General features: G+C 45.0%; 22 protein-coding genes. 4 read left to right on the plus strand and 18 right to left on the minus strand.

Going from position 1 to position 26910, the window contains the following annotated elements:
• Position 1 precedes the first annotated feature (1 nt).
• Genes pgsA through DWW77_RS03080 form a run of 6 tightly spaced genes read right to left on the minus strand, consistent with a single transcriptional unit; the run spans position 2 to position 4080 of the window.
• Positions 2–541 carry a CDP-diacylglycerol--glycerol-3-phosphate 3-phosphatidyltransferase gene (gene pgsA / locus DWW77_RS03055; protein ID WP_015525184.1) on the minus strand — a complete coding sequence of 180 codons (540 nt, stop codon included), beginning with the start codon at positions 539–541 and terminating at the stop codon, positions 2–4.
• Positions 525–1862, minus strand: coding sequence for a 30S ribosomal protein S12 methylthiotransferase RimO (gene rimO, locus DWW77_RS03060; RefSeq protein ID WP_114001594.1), 1338 nt, complete (start codon positions 1860–1862; stop codon positions 525–527). The genes pgsA and rimO overlap by 17 nt, the downstream gene beginning before the upstream one ends.
• A gap of 4 nt (positions 1863–1866) precedes the next feature.
• The gene (gene rpoZ / locus DWW77_RS03065) at positions 1867–2217 is read right to left on the minus strand and encodes a DNA-directed RNA polymerase subunit omega (RefSeq protein WP_015525187.1); all 351 of its coding nucleotides are present in this window, start codon (positions 2215–2217) and stop codon (positions 1867–1869) included.
• Between the two features lie 53 nt (positions 2218–2270).
• Positions 2271–2891 carry a guanylate kinase gene (gene gmk, locus DWW77_RS03070; protein WP_015525188.1) on the minus strand — a complete coding sequence of 207 codons (621 nt, stop codon included), beginning with the start codon at positions 2889–2891 and terminating at the stop codon, positions 2271–2273.
• Positions 2884–3156, minus strand: a complete 273-nt coding sequence (locus tag DWW77_RS03075; RefSeq protein WP_015525189.1) for a DUF370 domain-containing protein — start codon at positions 3154–3156, stop codon at positions 2884–2886. Before DWW77_RS03075 ends, gmk begins: the two co-directional genes overlap by 8 nt.
• Positions 3157–3201: 45 nt before the next feature.
• Complete coding sequence (locus DWW77_RS03080) at positions 3202–4080, minus strand: YicC/YloC family endoribonuclease (protein ID WP_015525190.1); 879 nt, start codon at positions 4078–4080, stop codon at positions 3202–3204.
• 149 nt (positions 4081–4229) lie between these two features.
• On the opposite strand from DWW77_RS03080, the gene DWW77_RS03085 reads away from it, so the two are divergent.
• Positions 4230–5981: an Rqc2 family fibronectin-binding protein gene (locus tag DWW77_RS03085; protein WP_114001593.1), complete on the plus strand. Its 1752-nt coding sequence runs from the start codon at positions 4230–4232 to the stop codon at positions 5979–5981.
• A gap of 177 nt (positions 5982–6158) precedes the next feature.
• Here DWW77_RS03085 and DWW77_RS03090 read toward each other — a convergent pair whose 3' ends face one another.
• The 6 genes from DWW77_RS03090 to leuS form a co-directional block, all read right to left on the minus strand.
• Positions 6159–7397: an AGE family epimerase/isomerase gene (locus DWW77_RS03090; protein ID WP_114001592.1), complete on the minus strand. Its 1239-nt coding sequence runs from the start codon at positions 7395–7397 to the stop codon at positions 6159–6161.
• A gap of 169 nt (positions 7398–7566) precedes the next feature.
• The gene (locus DWW77_RS03095) at positions 7567–7770 is read right to left on the minus strand and encodes a hypothetical protein (RefSeq protein ID WP_114001591.1); all 204 of its coding nucleotides are present in this window, start codon (positions 7768–7770) and stop codon (positions 7567–7569) included.
• Positions 7771–7918: 148 nt separating this feature from the next.
• Positions 7919–9205 carry a chloride channel protein gene (locus DWW77_RS03100; protein WP_118608042.1) on the minus strand — a complete coding sequence of 429 codons (1287 nt, stop codon included), beginning with the start codon at positions 9203–9205 and terminating at the stop codon, positions 7919–7921.
• 79 nt (positions 9206–9284) lie between these two features.
• Positions 9285–9941: a TVP38/TMEM64 family protein gene (locus DWW77_RS03105; protein ID WP_118608043.1), complete on the minus strand. Its 657-nt coding sequence runs from the start codon at positions 9939–9941 to the stop codon at positions 9285–9287.
• Positions 9942–10032: 91 nt separating this feature from the next.
• A complete protein-coding gene (locus DWW77_RS03110; RefSeq protein WP_021652633.1) occupies positions 10033–11394 on the minus strand; it encodes a radical SAM/SPASM domain-containing protein in 1362 nt (453 codons plus the stop codon).
• A gap of 346 nt (positions 11395–11740) precedes the next feature.
• Positions 11741–14158, minus strand: a complete 2418-nt coding sequence (gene leuS / locus DWW77_RS03115; RefSeq protein WP_015525201.1) for a leucine--tRNA ligase — start codon at positions 14156–14158, stop codon at positions 11741–11743.
• Positions 14159–14411: 253 nt separating this feature from the next.
• Between leuS and DWW77_RS03120 the strand changes: the two genes are divergently transcribed.
• Positions 14412–15641 carry a dicarboxylate/amino acid:cation symporter gene (locus DWW77_RS03120; protein ID WP_021652635.1) on the plus strand — a complete coding sequence of 410 codons (1230 nt, stop codon included), beginning with the start codon at positions 14412–14414 and terminating at the stop codon, positions 15639–15641.
• A gap of 217 nt (positions 15642–15858) precedes the next feature.
• Here the strand turns inward: DWW77_RS03120 and DWW77_RS03125 are convergent, their stop codons facing one another.
• The 6 genes from DWW77_RS03125 to DWW77_RS03150 form a co-directional block, all read right to left on the minus strand.
• Positions 15859–17850 carry a glycoside hydrolase family 31 protein gene (locus tag DWW77_RS03125; RefSeq protein WP_118608044.1) on the minus strand — a complete coding sequence of 664 codons (1992 nt, stop codon included), beginning with the start codon at positions 17848–17850 and terminating at the stop codon, positions 15859–15861.
• Entirely contained in the window at positions 17847–19535 is a 1689-nt protein-coding gene (locus DWW77_RS03130; RefSeq protein WP_118608045.1) for a glycoside hydrolase family 13 protein, read from the minus strand. Before DWW77_RS03130 ends, DWW77_RS03125 begins: the two co-directional genes overlap by 4 nt.
• A gap of 217 nt (positions 19536–19752) precedes the next feature.
• A complete protein-coding gene (locus DWW77_RS03135) occupies positions 19753–20760 on the minus strand; it encodes a LacI family DNA-binding transcriptional regulator (protein ID WP_118608046.1) in 1008 nt (335 codons plus the stop codon).
• Positions 20757–20927, minus strand: a complete 171-nt coding sequence (locus DWW77_RS03140) for a hypothetical protein (protein ID WP_015525206.1) — start codon at positions 20925–20927, stop codon at positions 20757–20759. Before DWW77_RS03140 ends, DWW77_RS03135 begins: the two co-directional genes overlap by 4 nt.
• 159 nt (positions 20928–21086) lie before the next feature.
• On the minus strand, positions 21087–23177 hold the full coding sequence (locus tag DWW77_RS03145; protein WP_118608047.1) for an elongation factor G: 2091 nt from the start codon (positions 23175–23177) through the stop codon (positions 21087–21089).
• Positions 23178–23326: 149 nt separating this feature from the next.
• Positions 23327–24049: a phosphatase gene (locus tag DWW77_RS03150; protein ID WP_118608048.1), complete on the minus strand. Its 723-nt coding sequence runs from the start codon at positions 24047–24049 to the stop codon at positions 23327–23329.
• Positions 24050–24453: 404 nt separating this feature from the next.
• Between DWW77_RS03150 and DWW77_RS03155 the strand changes: the two genes are divergently transcribed.
• Together DWW77_RS03155 and aroA are read left to right on the plus strand one after the other, a co-directional pair.
• Positions 24454–25545 (plus strand): prephenate dehydrogenase, encoded by a 1092-nt coding sequence (locus DWW77_RS03155; RefSeq protein ID WP_015525209.1) that lies wholly within the window; start codon positions 24454–24456, stop codon positions 25543–25545.
• 71 nt (positions 25546–25616) lie between these two features.
• Positions 25617–26891 carry a 3-phosphoshikimate 1-carboxyvinyltransferase gene (gene aroA, locus DWW77_RS03160; protein WP_021652641.1) on the plus strand — a complete coding sequence of 425 codons (1275 nt, stop codon included), beginning with the start codon at positions 25617–25619 and terminating at the stop codon, positions 26889–26891.
• Positions 26892–26910 lie beyond the last annotated feature (19 nt).

A 26910-nucleotide genomic window follows, 5' to 3' on the forward strand; every position in this document is an offset into this window, starting at 1 on the left:
CCTACTCCTGCATGGAAAGGACCTTTCTGTTCTGCATGATATAAGTCAGCAGGGAGATAATGGTCAGTGCAACGGACAGCCAGATAAATATCTGTGTCAGCACTGCAAAAACACCTCCGAAATCCAGCATCAGAAGTATGATCATGATCATCTGGGAAACGGTTTTGAATTTTCCCCAGTAGTTTGCGGCAATGACAATTCCGTTCTCCGCTGCGATCAGACGGAAACCGCTGATGATAAATTCCCGTCCGATGATAATGATCACAACCCATGCCGGAAGCTTGTCAACCTCGATCATGCAGATCATGGCAGAGCATACCAAAAGCTTGTCTGCCAGCGGATCCATAAATTTTCCAAAATTGGTTATCAGGTTATATTTTCTGGCAAGATGACCGTCAAACCAGTCTGTCACACTTGCTGCGACAAAAATCGCAAGACAGATCCAGCGGTTTGCTTCTCCTCCCCAGCCTGTCAGTAAGAAAACTACAAGAAATGGTACAAGTATCATTCTTGCAACTGTAAGTTTATTCGGTGTATTCATCGCTCAGCACTCCTATCAAATCATACTCAAGCGCACCTGTCACACGTACCTTTGCAAAATCACCTGTCATAAGCAGTTCGCCTGTCTGAACGAAAATGTATCCGTCAACCTTCGGTGCATCCCCGTAGGTACGTCCGATATAGGCACTTTCATCTGCAACTTTTCCTTCGATCATAACAAGAAGTTCCTGTCCGATACGGTCCTGACCTCTGTCATAAGAAATCTCCTGCTGAAGCTCCATCAGCTCGTCTCTGCGTTCTTCCTTCACTTCTTCCGGAACCTGGTCTGCCATCTCTGCTGCCGGGGTATTCTCCTCCGGAGAGTAAGTGAAGACACCGAGACGGTCAAATTCCATCTCATCTACGAACTCCTTCAGTTCTTCATGGTCTTCCTCCGTCTCACCCGGAAATCCGGTGATCAGAGTTGTACGCAGTACGATATCCGGAATCTCCTTACGGAGCTTTCCGACAATATCGATCAGTTCCTGTTTGGAAGTACGGCGGCCCATTCTCTTAAGAATGTGATCCGATGCGTGCTGGATCGGAATATCCAGATAATGACAGATCTTCTTCTCATCACGAATGGTTTCGATCAGTTCATCGTAAATCTCCTCCGGATAACAGTAAAGGATGCGGATCCAACGGATACCTCTGATCTCACAGAGCTTCTTTAAAAGAATGTGAAGAGATTTTTTGCCGTAAAGATCCTTTCCGTAAACGGTGGTCTCCTGTGCTACCAGGATCAGCTCTTTCACTCCCTGTTCAGCCATATCCTCTGCCTGGGCAATGAGGCGCTCCATTGGGACGCTTCGAAATTTACCTCTGAGCTTCGGGATGATGCAGTAGGTACAGTGCTTGTCGCAGCCTTCCGCGATCTTCAGGTAGCCGAAATGTCCACCTGTTGTAAGGACACGTTTGCTTCCTGTATCCGGCAGATAATCAATATCACGGAATTCTTCGAAATGATTTCCGGCTACTGCTTCCTCCAGAGCCTTTACGATGTCGCCGTAGGATGTGGTTCCAAGAACAGCATCGACCTCCGGAACCTCCTCAATGATCTCTTTCTGGTATCGCTGTGCCATACAGCCGGTAACGATCAGTGCATGGCAGCTTCCTGTTTTTTTGTACTCTGCCATTTCAAGAATGGTTTCCACACTCTCTTCCTTGGCATCCTTGATAAAACAGCAGGTATTGATCACGATTGCATCTGCCTGTGTTTCATCGTCTGTGATCTCATGACCTCCGGCTGTAAGAAGTCCCAGCATTTCCTCAGAATCCGCCAGGTTCTTGTCACAGCCAAGAGAGATGAATAATATTTTCATAAAATTACTCCGCTTCTGTCTGAGCTGCTTCTGCAGTCTCAGTGCCTTCTGCGGTCTCGCCCTCTGCTGCCTCAAGAGCCTCCTTCTCAGCTTCAAGAGCCTCCAGCTCTTCCTCTTCCTCCTGTCCGGGAAGGATCTTTACTTTGCCCTTGTAAAGCTCATCAATGGCAACGGAAAGCGGTTTCTTTCCTGCTGCACCCGGTACAAGCGGCTCTGCTCCTGCGATCAGCTGGCGGGCACGTTTGCTTGCTGCAAGTACAAGAGAATAACGGCTGTTCAGCACGAGAGCCTCATCGTCGTCCTCGTTGTTTGTGTTGATAGCCTCAATTAATTCTGAATAAGATGGATGTATCATATCTTTTCTCCCTTCTGTAACGGCAGGGCCGTATTTAACTTGTTAATTGGTATTTATAAAAAAGCTTCCGCTTCTTTCTGGATCCTGGATACAAAATCATGATTCCTGGATGTACGCATGCGCTCACACCGGATGGTCTCATGAAGTGTATCAACACATTCCTCCAGATCATCATTGATCAGGAGATAATCATATTTATCCATTCCTCTGGATTCTTCAACCGCTCTTCTGAGACGCCCGTTAATCACATCCAGAGTCTCTGTTCCGCGACCTACCAGACGGTTCTTAAGCTCCTCCATAGACGGCGGACATACAAATACCAGCAGTGTATCCGGAAACTTCTCACGGATCTTCATGGCACCCTGGATCTCGATCTCAAGGATCACATCTTTCCCTGCGGAAAGCTGTTCCTCTACATATTTGCGGGGTGTGCCATAATAATTCTCCACATACTGTGCATACTCGATCAGTCCGTCTTCCCGGATCAGCTGTTCAAATTCTTCTTTTGTGCGGAAGAAATAAGCCTCTCCGTCCTTCTCACCCGGTCTTGGATTTCTGGTAGTAACAGAAACAGATAATGCATAATTGTCATATTTTTCCATCAGCCGTTTCATGACAGTACCTTTTCCGGAACCGGAAAAGCCCGAAACAACAACTAAAATTCCCTTACTCATTTCCTTCCTCCCTCATTTCCTCTCCATATGCTTCCGAAAATCTCCTGGCAATAGTTTCCGGCTGCAGAGCGGAAAGGACAAGATAATCATCGGAAGTAACGATCACTGCTTTTGTTTTTCTTCCCTGTGTGGCATCGATCAGAGTTCGGGTCCCCTTGACACTCTGTATCATGCGCTTTACAGGAGCGGCATCCGGACTTACCACAGCCACGATCTTGCGTGAATTGACAACATTTCCAAAGCCTACATTAATAAGTTTCGCCATTTACGCTCTCCCTTTCTGTCTGTGTACAGCCTGTTTCCTGCCCGGTTACTCGATATTCTGGATCTGCTCACGGATCTTCTCGATCTCTGTCTTCAGATCGATGGCCGCGTTGGATACAATAAGATCATTGGATTTAGACAGGATAGTGTTCGCCTCACGGTTCATCTCCTGTGCCATGAAATCCATCTTACGTCCCACGCCCTCGTTCTCATCCAGGATCTTTCTCATTCCGTGGATGTGGCTTCGAAGACGTACCGTCTCCTCATCATTGCAGATCTTATCTGAAAAAAGTATCACCTCTGCGGCGATCCTGGAATCATCGATCTGGTTATCTTCAAGTAGCTCGTGCATCTTGGCTTCCAGTTTCTCCCGATAAGCCTTCACTACTTCCGGAGAACGTTTTTCCACTACATCGACCTTTGCTTCCAGTCCGTCCAGCTTCCCAAGAAGATCCTGTTTCAGATTAGCACCCTCACGCTGGCGGGTCTCCACAAATTTCCGGCAGGCCTCATGAAGCGGACCCTCCAGAAAATTCCAGAGCTCTTCCTCATCCGGAGCCTGCTCTTCCATCGTAAACACATCCGGATATCTGGAAAGTGTGGAAACACGGATATCATTCTCGATCCCCAGTTCCTCACTCATCTGGTTCAGATAGCCCAGATATTCCTTTGCCAGCTCTGCATTGTATTTCAGAGCCATTCCGCCCATTGTATAGTCTTCATAGGTGATGAACACATCGACTTTGCCGCGGCGGATATAAGTCTTCATCACATTTCGGATCTCTCCCTCAAAATAGCTGAGTCTTTTCGGCATTTTGATGTTCAGATCCAGATATCTGTGATTGACGGATTTCAGTTCAACAGAAACCTTACGCTCTCTGGAAACTGCTTCTGCCCTGCCAAAGCCGGTCATACTTTTTATCATGTTATCCTCCAATACTGCCTCTTAAGTTTATCAGCTGCTGATAAATACAGTAACTGATTGCATACGGATTTATTATAGTTCATTCCAAAACCCTAGTCAAACTCTTTTTTTACTGTTATAATGATTGATGTTGAAATGGAGGTAAAATCATGGCATTTGACGGAATTACAGTTTCTGCTCTCGTGGCAGAGATCGATGATAATTTAAAAGGCGGACGTATCAACAAGATCGCCCAGCCGGAAAACGATGAACTTTTGATCACAGGAAAGGGCGCAAATGGACAGAAACGTCTTCTCTTAAGTGCAAGCGCATCCCTTCCTCTGATCTATTTTACAGATAAGAACCGTATCAGTCCTTTAACCGCACCGAACTTCTGCATGCTTCTCAGAAAGCACATCGGAAGCGCCCGTATCCTTGATGTGAAGCAGCCTGGAATGGAGCGCGTGGTGGAATTTGAGCTGGAGCATCTTAATGAGCTGGGGGATCCCTGCAGAAAGCGTCTGATCATGGAACTGATGGGCAAGCACAGCAACATCATCTTCTGTGACGAAAAGGGAATGATCCTGGACAGCATCAAACATGTCTCTTCTCATATGAGCTCTGTCCGTGAGGTTCTTCCCGGAAGAGAATATTTCATTCCCAATACCAGGGATAAAGAAAATCCGCTGACTGTTTCCGAGGAGGAGTTCACACAGCACATCTGTAAAAAGCCTGTAAATATTTCCAAGGCGCTTTACACTTCACTCACAGGTATGAGCCCGGTAATGGCTGAGGAGATCTGCTACCGTGCATCCATTGACGGAAGCGATGCATCGCAGTCCCTAGATGAGGCAGCCTGCACCCATCTTTATCATACCTTTCTCCGCCTTATGGAACAGATTCGGAACAGAGAGTTCACCCCAAATATTGTCTACCGCGGAGAGGAACCTGTGGAATACGGTGTCTTTCCTTATCAGCAGTTTGGCAGTGAATACCGCAGCGAAATCTTTGACAGTGTCTCTGTTATGCTGGAGACCTATTATGCTACCAAAAGTCTGCTGACACGTATCCACCAGAAATCCTCCGATCTTCGCCGTGTAGTACAGACCGCTCTGGAACGTAACCGAAAAAAATACAACATCCAGAAAAAGCAGCTGAATGATACTACAAAAAAAGATAAATTCAAGGTCTACGGTGAACTGATCAACACCTACGGATACGGACTTGAGGAAGGCTGCAAATCCTTTAAAGCACTGAACTATTACACCAACGAGGAGATCACTATCCCTCTTGACCCGACACTGACTCCGGCACAGAATTCCAAGAAATATTTTGATAAATACGGAAAGCTGAAGCGTACAGAGGAAGCCGTCACGGAACAGATCACAGATACGGAAAGTGAGATCTCTCATCTGGAATCTATCTCCAATGCTCTGGATATCGCCAGATCTGAAAGTGACCTTTCCCAGATCAAGGAAGAGCTCACTGAGTACGGCTATATCAAACGTCACTACACAAACAAAAAAGGCCAGAAAGCCCAGCCGAAATCCAAACCGCTCCACTACATATCCAGTGACGGTTTTGATATCTATGTGGGAAAAAACAATTTCCAGAATGATGAGCTGACTTTCAAGTTCGCAACCGGAAATGACTGGTGGTTCCATGCAAAGAAAATGGCTGGTTCCCATGTGATCGTCCGCACCAAAGACGGTGAACTTCCGGACCGTACCTTCGAAGAAGCAGGCCGCCTGGCCGCCTGGTACTCCAAAGGACACTCTGCTCCCAAGGTAGAGATCGATTATATCCAGAAAAAGCATGTGAAAAAACCTGCCGGTGCGAAACCCGGTTTCGTTGTTTATTACACCAATTATTCTCTCATGGCTTCTCCGGATATTTCGGATCTGAAAGAGGTTACGGAGTAATAACTATTCAACAAAAAACCTTCCTGTGTTCTCGTATTTCTTCAAGACCGGATACCTGTATCTCTGCAAGTATCTGTCCTGAGAAATTTTTCTGTAAACACAGGAAGTTTTTTTTATTGAACATTCGCACTCCGCTTCGTTACATGCTCACGAACAAAAATCGCAAAACGATTTTGTTCAGATCTCCAGTTTTTTCTTCACTGCCGGTGCAATAGACGTATCTGCTTTATGATATGGGATCAGTGTAGACTGCAGTGCATGGTACAGATCGGATTTTCCGGGCCATACGGTTCCTTTCAGATGATTCTGCTCATCCAGCTGATGAAACCAGGAGCCGTTTTCGTGATCCATGACCACTTCATCCAGGTACTTCATAAACGCAGCATAATCTTTCGCATATTTCTCCTTACCGGTCACATGATAAAGAACTGCAGAGGTATTGATCGCTTCCGCAAGCGTCCAGTGCATACGGTCATGTACCACCGGTTTGCCATTCCAATCTGTCGTGTATACAATTCCCGGTGCACCATCTGCGTTCCAGCCGTCTTTTATTGCTGTTGTGTAAAGGTTTTCTGCTGCCTGAAGATGTTTTTCCAGTTTTTCTTTCTCTTCTCCACAGTTTGCAAGCGTCCACTGTGTGATCAGCCTTGCCCATTCGATTCCATGTCCCGGTGTTGCGCCGTATGGCTTGAACGGATCATCCGGACGGTCACGGTTGCAGTCAAGATCTGCCACCCATTCCTTCGTAAAATGTTCCGGGATCCTCCAGGAGTTATCTTCTGCCCACTGGATCACATGATCAATGATCCTGCCTGCACGAATGTGATATTTTTTATCCCCGGTGACATCTCCTGCTGCCAGAAAAGCCTCTACCGTATGCATATTGGCATTTAATCCCCGATAATCATCCAGCACAGTAAATTCTGTATTCCAGGTGTCGCAGGCCAGCCCTTCCTCTTCATTCCAGAAATATCGGTCATAAACAGCCAATGCCTCTTCAAGGAGCTCTTTCGCCCCGGGCCTTCCGGCTGTCAGTGCGGAAGATGCAGCCAGGATCACAAATGCATGGGCATAACACTGTTTATTGGGCACAATATCTCCTTCCGGTGTTACACCTGCATACCAGCCACCGTTTTTTTCATCGTGAAGCTCTCCCTTCAGACCTTTCAATGCCGCATCCGCAAGCTCTCCGCTTCCCTCATGGCCAAGCATCAGACCCAGACTGTATACATGAGCCATACGACAGGTGATCCAGGTTTCCCGGTTTCTGTCCTTCCATGGTGTTCCGTCGTCCCCCAGATAATAGGAACCTCCATTCGTTGAAGGAAACCGATGTCCGAAATTCAAAAGTTCCTCACAGGATGCTTTCAGGAATTCCCGGTTTTCTTTTGTGCTGATCTCATATTTGCTGTTCATTTCAACCACCCCATCTACTTTTTTCTTTAGGATACCATTCTTTTTTGGGGACTTCAATTCCTTTGGATTCTTTTGACAGATTGACGAAAAAAGGAGAATGCCCTATATGCATTCTCCTCATATCAGATTTCTTAATTCCATTACCGTAACGGTCACAGATATCCCTGTATTAATCTTCAAAACAGATGATCACATAACGCTCACTTTCTGTGATCACATCGGAAACATTATCCCTATCCCAGATCGCATCACTGATGATATCTTTCAGCTTATCATCCATAACGATATTAAAATTCTCCTCGATCACCTGAAACGGGACTCCCTCATTCTCCTGTGCATACTCCATGATAAAATCAAGAATCTTCTCTTCCATACCTTAAAATCTGCCTTTCTGTAAATACTAACGTTTAATATATTACATCAGATTTCCGCAGATGTCCAGATATTTTCCAGCCATGTCCATGCGGTATTCCATAAGATATTATGCCAGTATACACACCCCCTTCACATTTCGTTCTATATCAGAATCTGGTATGTCGGTTCACATATTTTGCTTTATATTTGGAGTACACAATGGTCTGATCCTTGTAAAGGCCATAATATCCCGATGCTGCATAGCTGATAGATACTGCGATCAGATAGAAGGATACTCCCTTAAATCCAAACATTTCAAAAGCGATCAGGATCGAAGTGATCGGACAGTTGGTCACACCGCAGAAAACTGCTGCCATTCCGCAGGCTGCACAGATCGACGGAGAAATTCCCATAAGATTACCCATCACACAGCCAAAGGTAGCTCCAATGCAGAAAGAAGGTACAATCTCTCCCCCGCGGAATCCTGCGCGCATAGTCAGTGCTGTAAGCACCATTTTCCAGAAAAAGGCGAAAGTATCCGCCTGTCCGTTTTCCACCGCTTTTTCAATAAGCTCCGCACCAGCGCCCATATATTCATCTGTTCTCAGAATAAAGGTGACAACAATGACCAGACAGGCGCCCACTGCAACCCTGACATATTTATTCTTAAACCATCTGCCATAAAGTCCTGCTGCACCATTCAGCGCAATACAGAACATAATGCTGACAACTGCACAGCCCAGAGCGATCACTCCCATTTTCAGGCCAGTTCCCACAGTCAGTGCCGGAATATCCGTCACATGAAAACTTTCCGGTGTGACTCCCATTCCGGCTGCAAATCCGGAAGCGATCAATGACGCGATCATACACGGCATCAGTGCTGCATAATACATCACGCCCACACTGACCACTTCCAGCGCAAAAACTGCCGCTGCCATCGGTGTTCCAAACAGCGCGGAAAACGCCGCGCTCATGCCGCACATGACAATTACATGACGGTCCTCCTCGTCCAGATGGATCCATCTTCCAAGCTGGTTGGCAATACTTCCTCCAAGCTGGATCGCTGCTCCCTCACGTCCCGCAGAACCACCGGTAAAATGAGTCAGCGCCGTTGTGATAAAGATCAGAGGCGCAGAAAGGATCGGCACATCATCTCTGGAACGCACGGTAGAAAGAACCTGATTGGTCCCTCCATCCTCTTTTCCAAGCTTCTCATACAAAAATACAATGACAAGTCCGGATAATGGCAACAAAAGAAAAATCCATTCATGCGCCTTCCGGTAACTGGTCACTGCCTTCAACGTAAAAGAAAACAGTGTGCTGGCAGCTCCTACGATACATCCTGTAATGACAGCAAGAACCAGCCACTTGATCAGATTTGAGATATCCCGGCTGATTCTTGCACTGTAATAATATAAATGTTCCTTTAATCTTTTGTTATGATCGATCCCCATGTTCCTTCCCTTCTTTTCTTTACTGTCTGCATTATACTACATTTTTCTTCACAGTAAAAGCAGGAAGGAGAAAGCCCTGTTATTTTTTCTTCCGGGAAATATGCCTGTGTATCAGGATCGAGAATACACTGATCATCACAAGAAGCACTGCGGAAAGCCAGAATGCCAGTGATCCGGGATTCTTGATATTTGCTCCAAATATCGTGGCTAGGATAACTCCCGGAAATGTTCCCAGCATCCCGCCCAGCATATATACTTCAAACGGGATCTTCACCGCGCCCAGAAACAGGCTCACTGCATCCCCGGGCAAAAAATTCAGCGTTCTCATAAAAAAAGAGATATACAGCGGATTTCCGTTCTGATAGTCCACCACTGTTTTCAGCTTCGGATATTTGGAAGTAAGATTCTCCACCATGGAAGAGCCGGAAAAACGTCCCATCCAGTAAGGAAGCGCCAATGTAACTGCTCTTCCCAGAAAGTTCACCAGAAGTGCTGTTCCTGTAGAAAACAGATGCCCTACAGCAAGCTGCAGGATCGCAATTGGAAATATAAAAGAGACACTTTTCACTGCATAAAGCCCAAGCATAAGTAATGCAGCCTTAACAGGTTCCTCCGGTGTATAGCTTAAGATCCTTTCCACAGACAGATCCTCTCTATAACGGATACAGAAAAGGAGAAGCACAAGAAGGAGCACCGCCGGCAGATATTTTCTGATGTTATCAATCATTTTTTTCATGGTCTGATCCCTCCGTTTTCAAAAAAAGAGCACCGGCACCTGTTTCCGGTACCGTGCTCTTTCATAAGTTCTGCTTTTTTAAGTTTCAGGATCAGCAGCCTTTCTTCGCTGCCTTTCTCTCCTGGTCTTCCTTCCACATTTCCTCTGCTACCGGCTTCCAGTTTTCAGCATACCGGTCACATTTCGCACAGAGATGCTCTGCACTCTCCGGTGACTGAAGATCTGTGGAATGTGCTCCGGATTTTTCTACCATTTCTCTCAGCTTCTGCGGATTTTCAAGCATCGGGCATGGACGGTACATATTGTCATTAAACGGCTGTCCGTCATGATATGCCATCATCATCGGAGACTGCAGTGCTTCCAGAAGTGTTTTCTCGCGGATATTGGAATCAGAATAATGGATAAACACACATGGATCGATATCGCCGTTTGCATTGATATGCAGATAGCGACGGCCGCCTGCAATACATCCTCCCACAAACTCTGCATCATTCTGGAAATCCATGGCAAACAACGGCTTTGTTGCACGGTATTTACGGATACGCTCATAGGTTTCTCTTCTCTGTGCAGGAGTAGGAAGCAGCTCCGGTGCTGCATCATTTCCAACCGGCATATAATGGAAATACCAGATAAAGTACGCTCCAAGATCGATCAGGCTGTCGTAAAATGCCTCTGATGTGATAGACTCGAAATTTGCACTCGTATAACATGCAGAGATACCAAATACAAGCTTCTTCTCTCTGAGAAGATTGATGGCCTTGATAACCTTCTGGTATACACCATTTCCTCTTCTGCCATCTGTTGCAGTCTCAAATCCTTCCAGTGAAATTGCAGGAACAAAGTTTCCTACCCGAAGCATATCATTTGCAAAATCCTCATCGATCAGTGTTGCATTTGTGAAGGAAAGGAAGATACAGTCATTATGTTTCTCGCAAAGACGGATCAGATCCTTTTTTCTTACAAGTGGCTCTCCGCCTGTGTAAATATACATATAAACGCCAAGCTCCTTACCCTGGCGGATGATGTCATCGATCTCATCGTAGGTGAGGTTCAGCTTGTTTCCATACTCTGCTGCCCAGCATCCTGTACAGTGCAGGTTACATGCACTTGTTGGGTCAAGAAGGATTGCCCACGGGATATTACAGCCATATTTCTCACGGCATTCATCCTGTTTCTTCCAGCCTGCAAGATTTGCATTGATAAAGAAGTTTGCAACCAGAGTTTTCATAACATGCGGATCAATATCAGTTACCAATCTATGAATAAACGGATAATACGGATGTTCCGGATTAGAAATGGCTGCGCGGATCATTGCTCTCTGTGTAGGAAATCCACCACCGGAAAATTTATCTGCCCAGTCCATGATCTTGATAAAATTCTTATCCGGATCTTTATAAACATAATTGAATGCCTGTTCAAGTCCGAATTTCTTAAGTGTGTTCATTGCGCTCATACTATCTCTCCTTATTTCTCTCAATGTAAATATGCAATCTAGCTAAACGGACATCTTCATTCCGTCACACTGCATTTCGAGTACCAAAGCTTTCTTACTATCTTTGCCTGACTCATGGTGTTACTGTACGTTTTTTCCATTTGAATAACAATAGACAATATAATTGGCATGACCAAAAACTAGGCAAATCTGTTAAAATGCCTAAATATTATTGGCATTTATTCTAAATAACATTCGTTATTTTTGTGCATACTTACCGATTTTACGATGTTTATCCATATAAAAAACACCCTGGCAAAGGCAGAAATATCTTCCGCCCTGCTTCGGGTGTTTTTGATTTATCTTATTACTTTACTACGATATTGATGATCTTCTTCGGTACGTAAATTTCTTTGATGATATTTCCGGAAATCTTATCTGCAACTGCCTTCTTTCCTTCGGCAATCGCATCTTCTTTGGAGATTTCTGCCGGAATACTGATAACAGCCTTGGTCTTGCCGTTGATCTGAACCGGAACCTCGATCTCATCATCCTTCATAAGCTCCTCATCGTGAGCCGGCCACTGTGCATGGAAAATGGAATCCTCATGACCAAGCTTCTCCCAGATCTCCTCTGCAATATGAGGAACAAATGGCGCAAGAAGAATGGTAACTGTCTTGATGGTTTCTTTGTCAACAGCGCCGTCGTTCTGCTTTGCGATAGCGATCAGCTTGTTTGTGTATTCCATAAATCCGGACACTACGGTATTCAGGCTGAAGGCCTCAAGTCTGCTGGTGATATCGTATACCATCTTATGACGGGTCTTCTCCATCTCTTTGGTAGCCGGGATATCTTTCTCAATGCTGTCAAGAGCCAGATTCCAGAAACGTTTCAGGAATCTGGATACACCATCGATTCCTCTGTCATCCCATTCTGCATCCAGTTCCGGCGGTCCTACGAACAGCTCATACATACGTAAGGAATCACATCCGTAATCATTTACAAGATCATCCGGTGAAATAACATTTCCTTTGGATTTACTCATCTTGATTCCGTTTTTACCTGTGATCATACCCTGATTGAACAGCTTGACAAACGGCTCATCGAAATCAATAGCTCCGATATCATACAGGAACTTGGTGTAGAATCTGGAGTACAGAAGATGAAGAACAGCATGCTCTACACCACCGATATACATATCTACCGGCAGATATTTATCAGCTTTCTCTTTGGAAACCAGTTCTTTATTATTCTTATTATCTACATAACGGAGGAAATACCAGGAAGATCCTGCCCACTGAGGCATGGTGTTTGTCTCACGTTTTGCGGGAGCACCACAGCATGGGCATGTGGTATTTACCCACTCGTCAATAGCTGCAAGCGGTGACTCTCCGGTTCCTGTCGGCTGGTAGCTTTCTACCTCCGGAAGTCTTAACGGAAGCTGATCCTCCGGTACCGGTACCGCACCGCATTTCGGGCAGTGTACGATCGGGATCGGCTCACCCCAGTAACGCTGACGGGAAAATACCCAGTCTCTCAGTTTGTAGTTGACAGTCTTACGTCCGATACCCAGCTTCTCGATGATATGCGGTGCTTCCTTCTTCAGTACGGAAGATTCCATTCCGTTCCACTCACCGGAGTTGATCATGGTTCCGGAAGCCTCTGTGTAAGCTTCTGTCATATTCTGAATTTCTTTACCATCTTTTGCGATAACCTGGATGATCGGAATATCGAATTTCTTTGCGAACTCAAAGTCACGGTCATCATGAGCAGGTACACACATGATAGCACCTGTACCATAATCAGCAAGTACATAGTCAGAAAGCCAGATTGGAAGCTTCTCACCGTTCAGCGGATTGATCGCATAAGTACCTGTGAACACACCGGTCTTCTCTTTATCCTGAAGACGGTCTACATTGGATTTCATGGAAGCGTCAAAGATATATTTCTCTACAGCCTCTCTTGTCTCGTCTGTTGCAAGAGATTTTGCAAGAGCATGCTCCGGTGCAAGTACCATGAATGTTGCTCCATGAAGAGTATCCGGTCTTGTTGTATAGACCGTGATCTTCTCTTCTCTTCCCTCAACCGGGAAATCGACCTCTGCGCCGTAGGATTTGCCGATCCAGTCTGTCTGCATCTTTTTAACCTTCTCCGGCCAGTCCAGTTTATCCAGATCACTTAAAAGTCTGTCTGCATATTTTGTGATGCGGAGCATCCACTGACGGAGGTTCTTTTTGGTAACCGGAGTGCCACAACGCTCGCAGCATCCGTTTACAACCTCTTCATTTGCAAGACCTGTCTTACAGGAAGGGCACCAGTTGATCGGGAACTCCTTCTCATATGCAAGCCCCTCTTTGAACATTTTTACAAAGATCCACTGTGTCCATTTATAGAATTCCGGATCTGTTGTGTTAACCTCCATATCCCAGTCATAGATCGCTGCGATATCGTTGATCTGACGTTTGATATTTTTGATGTTTGCTGCTGTAGATACTGCCGGATGAACACCCATCTTGATGGCATAGTTCTCAGCCGGGAGACCAAAAGCGTCCCATCCCATCGGATGGATCAGGTAATAACCCTGGAGCATTTTATAGCGGCTCCATACATCAGAGATCACATAGCCTCTCCAGTGTCCTACATGAAGACCGTTTCCGGACGGATACGGGAACATATCCAGACAGTAGTATTTCGGTTTCTTGCCATCATTGACATTTACCGGCTTTTTCTCCCAGTTTGTGCGCCATTTCGCTTCGATGGCTCTATGGTTATAAGGTGCAGCCATTTTTTTATTCCTCCTGACAAATTACTCAGTATTAATACTTTAATGCTTTCACACACTGCTATTAATTTTAACTACTTATGATGTATTTGTCAAACAAAAATCCAAAAACAGCCCTTTTCCATCAAAATATACATGAACCTGCAATCCTGGCCTGGTTTAGTTGACGCTTCTTTTTTCACATGATATAATTTCCTGCATGTATTTTCCTATATTATACATACCATACATATTTATCTTAGGAGGGAACACATAAATGAAATCTTTTTATTCCTGGTACCGGAAGCATATTACCGGTGCGATCTTTACAGGACTGATCCTGGGTATCCTCACAGGACTTTTCCTGGCCGGACGGTTTGAACCTGTCCTCACTGTGACCAGTCTGATCGGAAGTATCTACATGAACGCCCTGAACATGATGATCTTTCCCATGGTCTTCTGTTCCATTGTCATTGGAATCTGTTCCATCGGAAACGCACGTACTACCGGCAAGATCACTGCAGCATCCATGATCTATTTTCTCTGCACAACGGCACTTGCCAGCCTGTGCGGACTGATCATCCCGAGACTGATCCATCTCGGAAAGGGAGTCAAATTTGAGATGGCAACAGCCGATATCCAGGCTACAGAAATGAGCAGTATCCTTGACACCCTGAAAAACCTGATCCCTTCCAACCCAATCGCCGCATTTGCTGACGGAAACATGCTCCAGGTTCTGGTGTTTGCCCTGATCATCGGTTTCACACTGATCGCAGTCGGTGAAAAAGGAACTCCATTCCTGAATCTGATTGATTCCATCAATGAAGTATGCCTGAAGATCATCACAACCATCATGTACTTTACACCCATCGGTGTTTTCTGTACCATCGTACCGGTTGTGGAAGCCAACGGAACTGAAACGATCATTTCCCTTGCAACACAGCTTGTCATTCTGTATGTGGCATTCTTTGGCTTCGCTATTGTAGTGTACGGTCTCTCTGTAAAGCTGATCGGCAAACAGAGTCCGCTGAAATTCCTGAAAGCGATCCTGCCAGCAGCACTGAACGCCTTCGGAACCTGCTCAAGCTCCGCAACCATTCCATTAAGCAAGCAGTGTATGGAAGAAGAAATGGGCGTATCCAACCAGATCACCAGCATCGCCATTCCTCTTGGTGCTACCGTTAATATGGATGCTGTATCTATCCTGATGTCCTTTATGATCATGTTCTTTGCAAACGCCTGCGGGATCCATGTAAGTATTCCTCTTATGATCATTATCCTTCTTGCAAACGTACTGCTTTCCGTTGGTACTCCAGGTGTTCCCGGTGGTGCTATCGCATCTTTCGCAGCACTGGCAACTATGGCCGGACTTCCTGCCGGAGTTCTTGGTGTTTATATCAGCATCAATACCCTCTGTGATATGGGCGCCACCTGTGTCAATGTTATCGGTGACATGGCATGCTGCTCTGTACTGAAAAATGTTATCCAGATTGAGGAAGAAGCATAAACAAATCTTTCTGAAGTGTTATTTAAACAGAATGCGAATTACTTTACATAAAATATTTTATGTAAAGCAGCAATAGCAAAAGCCGTAAGATATATGTTTAAGAAACTTTCACATATACTTACGGCTTTTCTGTTTATCAACTGTTCACATCCTGTATTCTTTATACTGTTTAACGTAAATGATGTAACACAGAAATTTATATTTCATTTTGCTGACTTTATTTTTTCAGAACACGGTAATTTTCTTCTCTGTCGTAATCCTTATGGACCCCATCGTCCTCATATAAGGTATACTCCGCACCTTCATATCCGAGAAGCTGCATATTTTTTGTATCCAGAGCTGCCACACATTCCGCTGCTTCTGCAACCGGAATACATTTTCCCTTCCGGATAAACAACGGAATCTCATTCAGTGCCACCTCTACATAATGAACACCCTTTTCAAGGATCTCCTCTGCAATGGTTCCATCCGGAAGGAATTTCACAAACTTCATCTCCTCCGGAAGATATACATAACGGCCTCTTGCGTTCTGTTCATAAACCGGAGCGATCATGATCTCATTTCCAAGAAGCAGCTGGTCTTCCACATGTACAGCAATCTTATCCTCCGGATAAACAAAGCCCAACGGCCGGAAATACATATCATCGTTCAGAGCCGCCTTCATATATTCACTGTAAAGATATGGAATAAGACGATATCTTACACCGATCACATGACGGAAATCTTCCACATTTTCAAACTGGTAGCATTCCTGCTCTCTGGTACCGATCGCTGTATGATCACGCATCAGCGGTGTGAATACTCCAAGTGCCAAGAAACGAAGCAGCAGTTCTCTTGTTGTATCAGCGCCAAATCCACCCAGATCTGCTCCTGCATACAGGAAACCACACATATTCAGGGAGGGCATCATCTTCAGGTTCAAAAGGATATGAGCCCACCAGGATTTATTATCGCCGGTCCAGATTCCACCATAACGATGCATACCAATATAGGATGATCTGGAGAACATCAGAAAACGTTTTTCCGGATCGATCCGTTCAAAAGCCTCCCCTGCTGCTCTGGTCATATTGTAGCCAAACAGGTTATGGACTTTGTCATGGCGGATCTTTCTGCCATCCACATTATGGTAAAATCTCCGATAATCTTCCGGATTGTTTGCAACATTGCGAAGTGCACTCTGCATCTTCCAGATATGGATCTTTCCTTCCGTATCTTTTGCAAATTCTCCTGCAAGCTCTTTGACCTCTTTCATTCCCTCTGTGGAATAGAAGATCGCTGGCTCATTCATATCGTTCCAGAAACCGTCGATTCCCTTCTCGATCAGGAAACGGTATTTGTCACCGAACCATTTTCTGGCATCTTTGTTCAATACATCCGGAAAATGAGTATCCCCCGGCCATACAGCAGCTACAAAATCACTGCCGTCCTCTCTCTGGCAGAAGTAGCGGTTTTTAACACCCTCCTCATAAACATCGTATCCCGGCTCTACCTTGACACCGGCATCAATGATAGGAATCAGACGGATATCCTGATCCTTCAGTTCCTTCACAAACTCCGGAAAATCCGGAAAATTCTCTTCGTTTAATGTAAAGTCCTTATAAGACTGCATATAATCGATATCCATATAGATCATATCAATAGGAATATGATTTTCACGATACCCGGCTGCAACCTTCCTGAAATCTTCTTTTGTAGTATAGCCCCATCTGCTCTGTCCAAATCCAAAGGCAAATTTCGGCGGGATATAGCTTCTTCCGATCACATGACGGAACTGCTTTACAATATCATAGGGACTTTCTCCCTCGATCACATAAAGCTTCAGGTCTGCATTTTCGCAGGTTACCTTCATGGTATCCATTCTGGTATAGCCAATGTCAAAGGTAATTGCTGCCGGATAGTCGAAGAACATTCCAAAGGTTTCTTTTCCTGACACAATGATAAGATTATGTGCACCGTACAGGGAATGTTTATCCTCTGTATGCTCCGGGTCATCGGTACAGTTACTGGTGTAAATGAATCCCCTCTTGTTGATGCCACGGTTGGATTCCCCCAGTCCGTAGACGATATCCTCTTCATCCATGATATATGTAAATGAAAATCCATTATCTGTACAGATTTCTCCATACCCTGGTCTTCCTTCTGCTGTTTCAATCTTTTCTGTCAGTGCCTCAGTCTCAAAAGGCTCTCCATATACATATTTTTTAATCATTTTTCATCCTCCTGATTTCTGTAAAGAACAAATGCCTCATAAGGTTTCAGGGGCACTTTCTCCCCAAAATCCTCTCTTCCGAGATTGGTGATCAGGCATTTGGCATTTTTCTGAAATTCTTCCGGAATTTCCATTTCTGCCACATGTTCGCTGAAATTGCAGACTGTAAGAAGTTTCTCTCCTTCAAGTGTTCTGGTATACGCAAAAATCTGTTCATGATCTCTGTAAAGTGCCTCAAAAGCGCCGTAAACGATCACCGGTTTTTCTTTTCTTAAACGGATCAGCTTCTGATAATAGTGGAAAATGGAATCCGGATCCAAAAGCTGCTGCTTCGCATTGATCTCCTTATAATTGGAGTTTACCCTGATCCATGGCGTTCCCTCCGTAAAGCCGGCCTGATGGGAATCCTCCCACTGCATCGGTGTTCTGGCATTGTCACGTCCTCTCAGCATCAGGCACTTCATCATGTATTCCGGTGTATAAATACCGGCTTCTGTATATTCATGGAAATACTGAATGCTCTCGATATCCCGGTAATCCTTAAGCTCTGTAAAATAAGCGTTGGTCATTCCAAGCTCTTCTCCCTGATAAACATAAGGAGTTCCCTGCATCATATGAAGGCAGGTTGCCAGCATCTTGGCTGAAGTTTCCCTGTATGCAGGATTATCATTTCCAAATCTGGAAACACTTCTTGGCTGGTCATGATTTCCAAGAAACAGACTGTTCCATGCTTTTCCAGCAAGCTCTTCCTGCCATTTGATCATAACCTTTTTAAATTCCCGGAAATCGTATTTCTCGGTAGTCCATTTACCATGTTCTGATCCCTGGCCATCTACATGCTCAAACTGGAACACCATGTTCAGCTCATTTCTGTCCTCACCTGCATATTTCTGTGCCTCTTCGATAGTCACACCAGAGGTTTCTCCAACTGTCATCACATCATATCTGGATAAAACTTCTCTGTTCATTTCCTGGAGAAACTCATGGATCCTCGGGCCATGGACGCAGTAAGGACCGAAATCACCGTATAATCCTCCATTCATTTCTCCATCCGGATATGACTGATCCTTGGAGATCATGCTGATCACGTCCATTCGGAAACCGTCGATTCCTTTTTCACACCAGAAATTCATCATATCGTAAACTTCCTGACGAACCTTTTCATTTTCCCAGTTCAGATCCGGCTGTTTTCTTGAAAACAGGTGAAGATAATACATCTCTGTCTGAGGATCATACTCCCATGCAGGTCCTCCGAACGCACTTCCCCAGTTATTCGGTTCTTTTCCATTCACCGGCTCTCTCCAGATATAGTAATCCCTGTAAGGATTATCTTTGGATTTCCTGCTTTCAATAAACCAGTTGTGTTCATCGGAAGTATGGTTTACGACCAGATCCATGAGGATCTTAATGCCCCGTTTATGCGCTTCTTCAAGAAGCTTTTCATAATCCTCCATGGTTCCATATTCTTTATAGATCCTGCGGTAATCGGAAATATCATAGCCATTGTCATCCTGCGGAGATTCCAGCATGGGTGAGATCCAGAGAACATTTACTCCCAGTTCTTTCAGATAGTCCAGTTTTTCTATGATCCCGGGAATATCACCAATTCCGTCTCCGTTGCTGTCCTTAAAACTTCTCGGGTAAATCTGATATACCACGCTTTCTTTCCACCAGTTTTTTTTCATAGTAAATGGCCTCCTTTTTCTGTTGATTCTGAAATTAGCATATCCTATCCACCCTTTAAAATCAACAGGTTTCTCGTGAAACTTAAATTACTGCCAAACTTTTTTGTTTTTTTTATGCAGTTTTAACAATAAAGCACTACTGTCCGGCGAAAGAATTCCTACCACATTCCGGAGAGGCACTAGGAAAAGTCATCACAACATAAAAAAAGAGATCCTGCTACTCTTTTACAGAATCTCTCTTTACAAGCCAGACAGGGCTTTTTACATTTTTTTCGGCAGGTTCCTTTCCCTCTGCCATAAGAAGCAGCTTCCGCAAGGCCAGAACTGCTTTCTGATGAACATCCTGATGAATGGTGGTCAGCTTTGGCCTGACGATCTGCGCATAAAAATTATCATCAAAGCCGGTAATGGAAATCTGATCCGGAATCCGGATTCCCTTGTCTGTAAAAAAATTGATGGCCTCCACAGCTGTGTAATCCGAAGAAAATGCCAGTGCCTTTGTCTCCAGAAAATGAGGCAGCAGCTCTTCATATTTTTTCAGTCTACGCCGGGGTTCCTGGGGAACCACCACATAGCGGGAGCGGCTGCAGAAGCCGCCATTTTTTTCCATAGCCTGTTTGAATCCAAGCCATCTGGCATAATCACTGTCCTGCTCTGTTTCCGCAACAAAAAGTGCCCGGTGGTATCCACAGGAATGCAGATATTCCCCGATCTGATATCCGCCGGAATAATCATCCACTCCTACATTCTGAAAGCTATATCCACCCTTCGGATAGGCATCGATCAATACCATTTTTTTATTCAGCTTTCTGGAAAGCTGATGATACTGTTCTTCATTATACCCTATAATGATAAGACCCTCCACATTCCAACGGGATGCCATATCTACCACATTATCGATCCGTTCACCGCCAATGAGCATAATATAATAGCCTCTGTTTTCTGCTTCGACCTGTAGCGTTCCGGTGATCTCTCCCACAAAAGAATCCTGCAGAGACTGCATACCATGAATGAAGGAAAAACCAAGAACCACTCCAATGATCCTTGAGCCGTGTCCGGATAGCATCACAGATCCCATGTGGGGAACATAATTCTGCTCCTTCAGGATCGCCGTGATCCGGTCAATGGTGCTCTGTGAAACCCGTTTTGTATTTCCATTGATCACATTGGATACGGTTGTACGACTGACACCTGCCATATCCGCGATATCCTGCAGCCTTATCATTTCATTGAATACTGCATCAGCTCATAATGAAGCTCACAGCCCTCATAGATTTCTGCCGGAAGTAATGCTCTGGCAACTACTTTCAGTTCCTCCTCCGGCTGATCCACACGCTTCAGATGTGCATAATCTCCGTCAATCTGTTCCACGATATAATCACATACTAACATTTTTTGTCCTCTCTCTTTTCTTTTTTGCTCATACTTCAATAACCTGTATGAGCGCAATTCGTTTCTCTGACTGCTTATTCACGAATGCATCTGAAAACAGGCTACAGCAAATGCTGCAGCCTGTCAACTCTTTATTCTGCCCTCAAAAAATATCTCTGTTTATTCGTCAGCACTGTCAACCTTGCTTGCGCGTGCCGCGATCTCTTTCTCCTGGATATCATTAGGAGCCTGCTCATAGCGTGCAAATTCATAGGAGAAATCTCCGCTTCCACCGGTCATGGAACGAAGGACAGTGGAATAACCATAGATTTCAAGAAGCGGAACATCTGCCTCAATGATGGTATTTCCTTCGTGGTCCGGATTCATTCCGAGAACACGACCACGTCTCTTGTTCAGATCTCCCATAACATCACCGGTATATTTATCCGGAACTGTAATCTTCATGGAGATGATCGGCTCAAGAAGTACAGGAGACGCTTCCATAAAGCCCTTCTTGAAGGCAAGGATCGTTGCCATCTTAAATGCCATCTCAGAAGAATCTACCGGATGATAAGATCCATCATAAAGGGTTGCTTTCACCCCAACTACCGGATATGCAGCCAGAGGGCCTTTCAGAACGCATTCCTGAAGACCTTTTTCAACTGCAGGGAAGTAATTCTTCGGAACTGCACCACCTACAACTACCTGCTCAAATACATAAGGTGTTTCCAGATCGCCGGATGGCTCAAAGCGCATCTTAACATGACCATACTGTCCGTGTCCGCCAGACTGTTTCTTATGTTTGCCTTCTACATCTGACTTCTTGCGAAGTGTCTCACGGAACGGAACCTTCGGTTTGGAAAGCTCCACATCCACTTTATAGCGCTCCTTCAGCTTGCTGACAACGATATCAAGATGCTGATCACCCATACCGTAGATCAGGCTCTGACGGTTTGCACTGTCATTGACAACCTTCAGTGTTCTGTCCTCTGTCATCATCTTGGCAAGGGACTGTGCGATCTTATCCTCGTCGCCCTTTTTTACTGCCTTAAATCTCTTATATGTATATGGTGTGGAAAGTATAGCCTTTGGATAAAGGATCGGATTCGCCTTGGTTGCAAGGCTGTCTCCGGTCTGTACACTGCCAAGCTTGGCAATGGCACCGATATCCCCTGCAAAAAGCTCCGGAACTTCGATCGGTTTGGAACCTTCCATGACATAAAGCTTGTTTACACGCTCCTCTGTTCCTTTCTCTACATTAAGAAGTGTATCATCGGATTTCAGCACACCGGAGCATACCTTGATCAGAGAATATTTACCAAGGAACGGATCCGCGATAGTCTTAAATACATAGGCGGATTTTGCCTTGGCAAAGTCATAATTGGCCTCAAAGATCTCGTTAGTCTTCTGTGCGATACCATTGCAGGAACGTCCGCTTGGGCTTGGGAAGTAACCGCAGATATCATCCAGAAGGTTAGATACACCGCGAAGGTTCACCGGTGATCCCATGCATACCGGAACAATACTTCCATCCTGTACATTGGTTGCAATAGCGGCGGAAACCTCTGCTACGGAAAAGGTATCTCCCTCGAAATAACGGTCCATAAATTCTTCGCTTGTCTCTGCAACAGACTCCATCAGAGTTTCATGATATTTCTCAAGATATTCTGTCAGATAATCCGGAACCGGGCATTCTTCCTTGCCGGCCTTATCAATATATCTTCTTCCTGCCTGCTTCACAACATTGACATAACCTACAAACTTACCATCCTCACGAATCGGAAAATGAAGGGGAGCGATTCTCTTGCCATACAGCTCTGTCAGCTCTTCCACAACCTCACGATAGCTGACATCATCCACATCCATATCGGTAACAAAGATCATACGCGGAAGTTTATATTTCTCGCAGAGATTCCATGCCTTCTGTGTTCCTACCTGAACACCGGCCTTACCGGAAACAACGATGATCGCTGCATCTGCGGCACTGACTGCTTCCTCTACTTCTCCCACAAAATCGAAATATCCAGGTGTATCCAGCACATTTACTTTCATCTTATCCCATGGTACCGGAATCAAAGAAGTTGTGATGGAAAAATGTCTCTTTATTTCTTCCTTGTCATAATCGCTGACAGTATTGCCATCCTCAACACGTCCGAGTCTGCTGGTCATACCTGCCAGATAAGCCATTGCCTCAGCCAGTGTTGTTTTGCCTGCGCCACCATGACCTAATAGGACTACATTTCTGATTCGGTCTGTTCTGAAAACGTCCATATGTAATACCTCCCTGTTCGTCTTACTTAATATGTTCACATTTTACTAAATTTCCATGCAAATTTCAAGTATTTTATTCAATTTTGACAACTTTTTTTCAGAAAGTTTTTCGTATTACCGTCAATTAATACAGAACAGTCGTCTATCTTTCAGAATTTCCGGTTTACATACTTTTTCACAGCATCCACAGAACGGTTCAGTACCAGCTCTTCCGGAAAATCCAGTTTAGTCAGAAGGTCTCTGGCAAGATCAAATTCCCCGATCAGAAGATCAAAATGGGCATCACTGTCCATAACCACAGGTACCCGATATTTTTTGCAGTATTCCAGCATGATGGTATCATTCTCTACTGCATTCTCACGGTTACAGTCAGGGTCCATGGAGTGATTGTTCAGCTCCAGGACTTTACCGTATTCTCTGGCTCCCTGTACAAGCGCCTCATAATCGATATTGTATCTTCCGTCATCCGGATGTCCGATGATATTGACACACGGATTCTTCATAGCATTAAGATAGGCCTCCGTATTCTCCTGTCTGCTGCCTGGTCTGATGCATGGAACATGAAGACTTGCAATGACCACGTCCAGCTTCTCCAGGGTTTTCTGCTCAAGATCTACCGTTCCCGCCGCATCCAGGATATTTACCTCCGAACCCAGAAGCAGCTGGATCCCGTACATTTCACGGGGTACTACCTTTATATTCTGGAAATAAAACTTATGACAGGTTCCGGGCATTTTCGGTGCATGCTCTGTGATTCCCAGGAGTTCAAGACCTTTATCGGAAGCAGCCCTGGCCATCTCGCGAAGTGTGCAGTATGCATGTCCGCTGGCTACGGTATGTGTGTGAAGATCCATTACTGACTGATATTTCATGATAAATTCTCCTCTGTATCTTATATTGTTTTTTTCTTATTATATTATACGTCCGAAATCTCCGATTTCTCAAGCCTTTTTCTATTGTTACTGTTCACTCCGTTCTCAGCAACACGCTTCGCGATGCACAGAATTTATGATAATCGCATAAATTCGCGCGGTATGTCTCGGGTTTTCCGTGACCTTCGCTCACAAAAAACACCTCGCGGAATATTACCAATGAACAGTAACTTTCTATTACTCTTCCCTGTTCGCAAAACATTACGGTAAACAGCTATAAAAATGGCCTTCCTGTTTCCGCTAACATTTGTTGACATTTTTCACACTTTCTTTTACAATATAGTCGTGATTTACACTATTAAAGAATAAAAGTAAAAAGTAACCTGAAAGGACTCTGAAGTACTATGAAAACCATAGGTTTTATCGGCCTTGGACTGATCGGCGGCTCCATTGCCAGAACCATACGAAAATTTCACCCGGATTATCGCCTGCTTGCCTTTGACAAAGACAGAAGTGCTCTGGCAGAGGCAGTCAGTTTAAACGTGATCAACGGGATCTGTGATATTGACGATGAGCAGTTATATAACTGTGATTATCTTTTTCTCTGTGCACCTGTAGAATTTAATGTGGAATACATGGAAAAGATCAAAGATTCTCTTGGAAAGAACTGTATCCTCACAGATGTAGGCAGTGTAAAAAGCGTTATCCACGAAAAAGTAACCGAGCTCGGACTTGAAGGACGCTTCATCGGCGGTCATCCTATGGCAGGCTCCGAACGCAGCGGTTTTTCCAATTCCAGTGATCATCTTCTGGAAAATGCTTATTATATCATCACTCCGGGAGGAGAAGTTGCTTTGGAAAAAATTTCTGATTTCACAGAACTGATCTCCTCTCTTGGTGCGATCCCCCTTGTTATCACTGCAGAAGAACATGATTTCATCACGGCAGGAGTCAGCCACCTTCCTCATATCGTAGCCTCCGCTCTTGTAAATCTTGTAAATCTTCTGGATAACGACGCCCAGTATATGAAAATGATCGCAGCCGGCGGTTTCCGTGATATCACACGTATTGCCTCTTCTTCACCGGTTATGTGGGAACAGATCTGTCTGGAAAATCAGAAAAACATTTCCACGGTTCTGGATGAATTTATCCGTATGCTGATCCAGATCCGCTGTTCCATTGACAACAAAGAAGCCGACAACATCTTTGACATGTTTGCAAGCTCCAAGGATTACCGTGACTCCATTGACATTGTAGACAACAGCCTGATCCCCCGCTCCTATGTCCTTTATATCGATGTGGCAGATGAGGCCGGTGCCATTGCAACCATTGCAACCATCCTTGCAACAGAAAAGGTCAGCATCAAAAATATCGGTATTATCCACAACCGAGAATTTGAAGATGGCGTTCTGAAGATCGAATTTTATACAGACGCAGCTCTGGAGCAGGCTAAAGTGCTTCTTACAAAACGTAATTACAAGATCTGCGAACGCTGATATATAAACGGCAGCAGATATCCGATCTGCTGCCATGTATTTCAAAAATAACAATACAGGCAGGTACTAATATGGAAATCAAAAAAGCAAAAAAATTATCCGGCTCTCTTGCCATTCCCGGAGATAAATCCATTTCTCACAGAGCTGTCATGTTCGGCTCTCTTGCAGAAGGCACTACCAAAATCACAAATTTTCTGGAGGGTGCAGACTGTCTCTCCACTATTTCCTGTTTCCGGAAAATGGGTATTAACATTGAAAATACAGAAGGAGAGATCCTGGTCCACGGAAAAGGTCTCCATGGTCTCAGTGCTCCGTCAGAGACTCTTGACGTCGGTAACAGCGGTACCACCACCCGCCTCATCTCCGGGATCCTTGCAGGACAGGACTTTGTATCAGAGCTTACCGGCGATGCTTCCATCCAGAAACGCCCTATGAAACGGATCATGACTCCGCTTTCCCAAATGGGTGCCGATATCATAAGTCTCAACGGAAACGGATGTGCACCGCTTAAGATCTCCGGAAAAAAGCTCCATGCCATCCACTACAATTCTCCGGTAGCATCTGCCCAGGTAAAATCCTGCGTACTTCTTGCCGGAATGTACTCTGACGGCATTACCCGTGTAACAGAGCCGGTCCTTTCCAGAAATCACACGGAGATCATGCTGAATTACTTTGGCGCCAATGTAACCGCAGAGGGAACAACAGCATCCATCAAACCGGACCCATCTCTTTACGGACGTGAGATCCTGGTTCCGGGAGATATCTCTTCTGCAGCTTATTTTATCGCAGCAGGTCTTCTTGTTCCCAACAGTGAGATCCTTCTGAAAAATGTGGGGATCAACCCGACCCGTGACGGCATCCTCCGTGTATGCAGGGCCATGGGAGCAGATATCACTCTCCTCAATGAAACCACAGAGGGTGAACCTACTGCCGATCTTCTGATCCGCTCCTCTGCGCTTCACGGGACCACAATAGAAGGCGCGATCATTCCTACTCTGATCGATGAACTTCCGATGATCGCCGTTATGGCAGCTTTTGCAGAAGGAACCACTGTTATCCGGGATGCACAGGAGCTTCGTGTCAAAGAGTCCGACCGCATCCAGGTTATGACGGAAAATCTTCGGAAAATGGGCGCAGATATCCAGGAAACCGAAGATGGCATGATCATTCATGGTGGAAAAGCCCTTCATGGCGCAGAGATCGATTCTCATCTGGATCACCGTGTAGCCATGTCTTTTGCAGTAGCAGGACTGCTTTGTGAGAGAACACTTTCCATCAAAAATGGAGAATGTGTCAACATCTCCTATCCGGAATTCTATTCTGATCTTTATAGTCTGGCTGAATAATTATCTCATATCCAGACAG

It is taken from the genome of Ruminococcus sp. AF17-12 (assembly GCF_003479245.1).
Taxonomy (GTDB): Bacteria; Bacillota; Clostridia; order Lachnospirales; family Lachnospiraceae; genus Blautia_A; species Blautia_A fusiformis.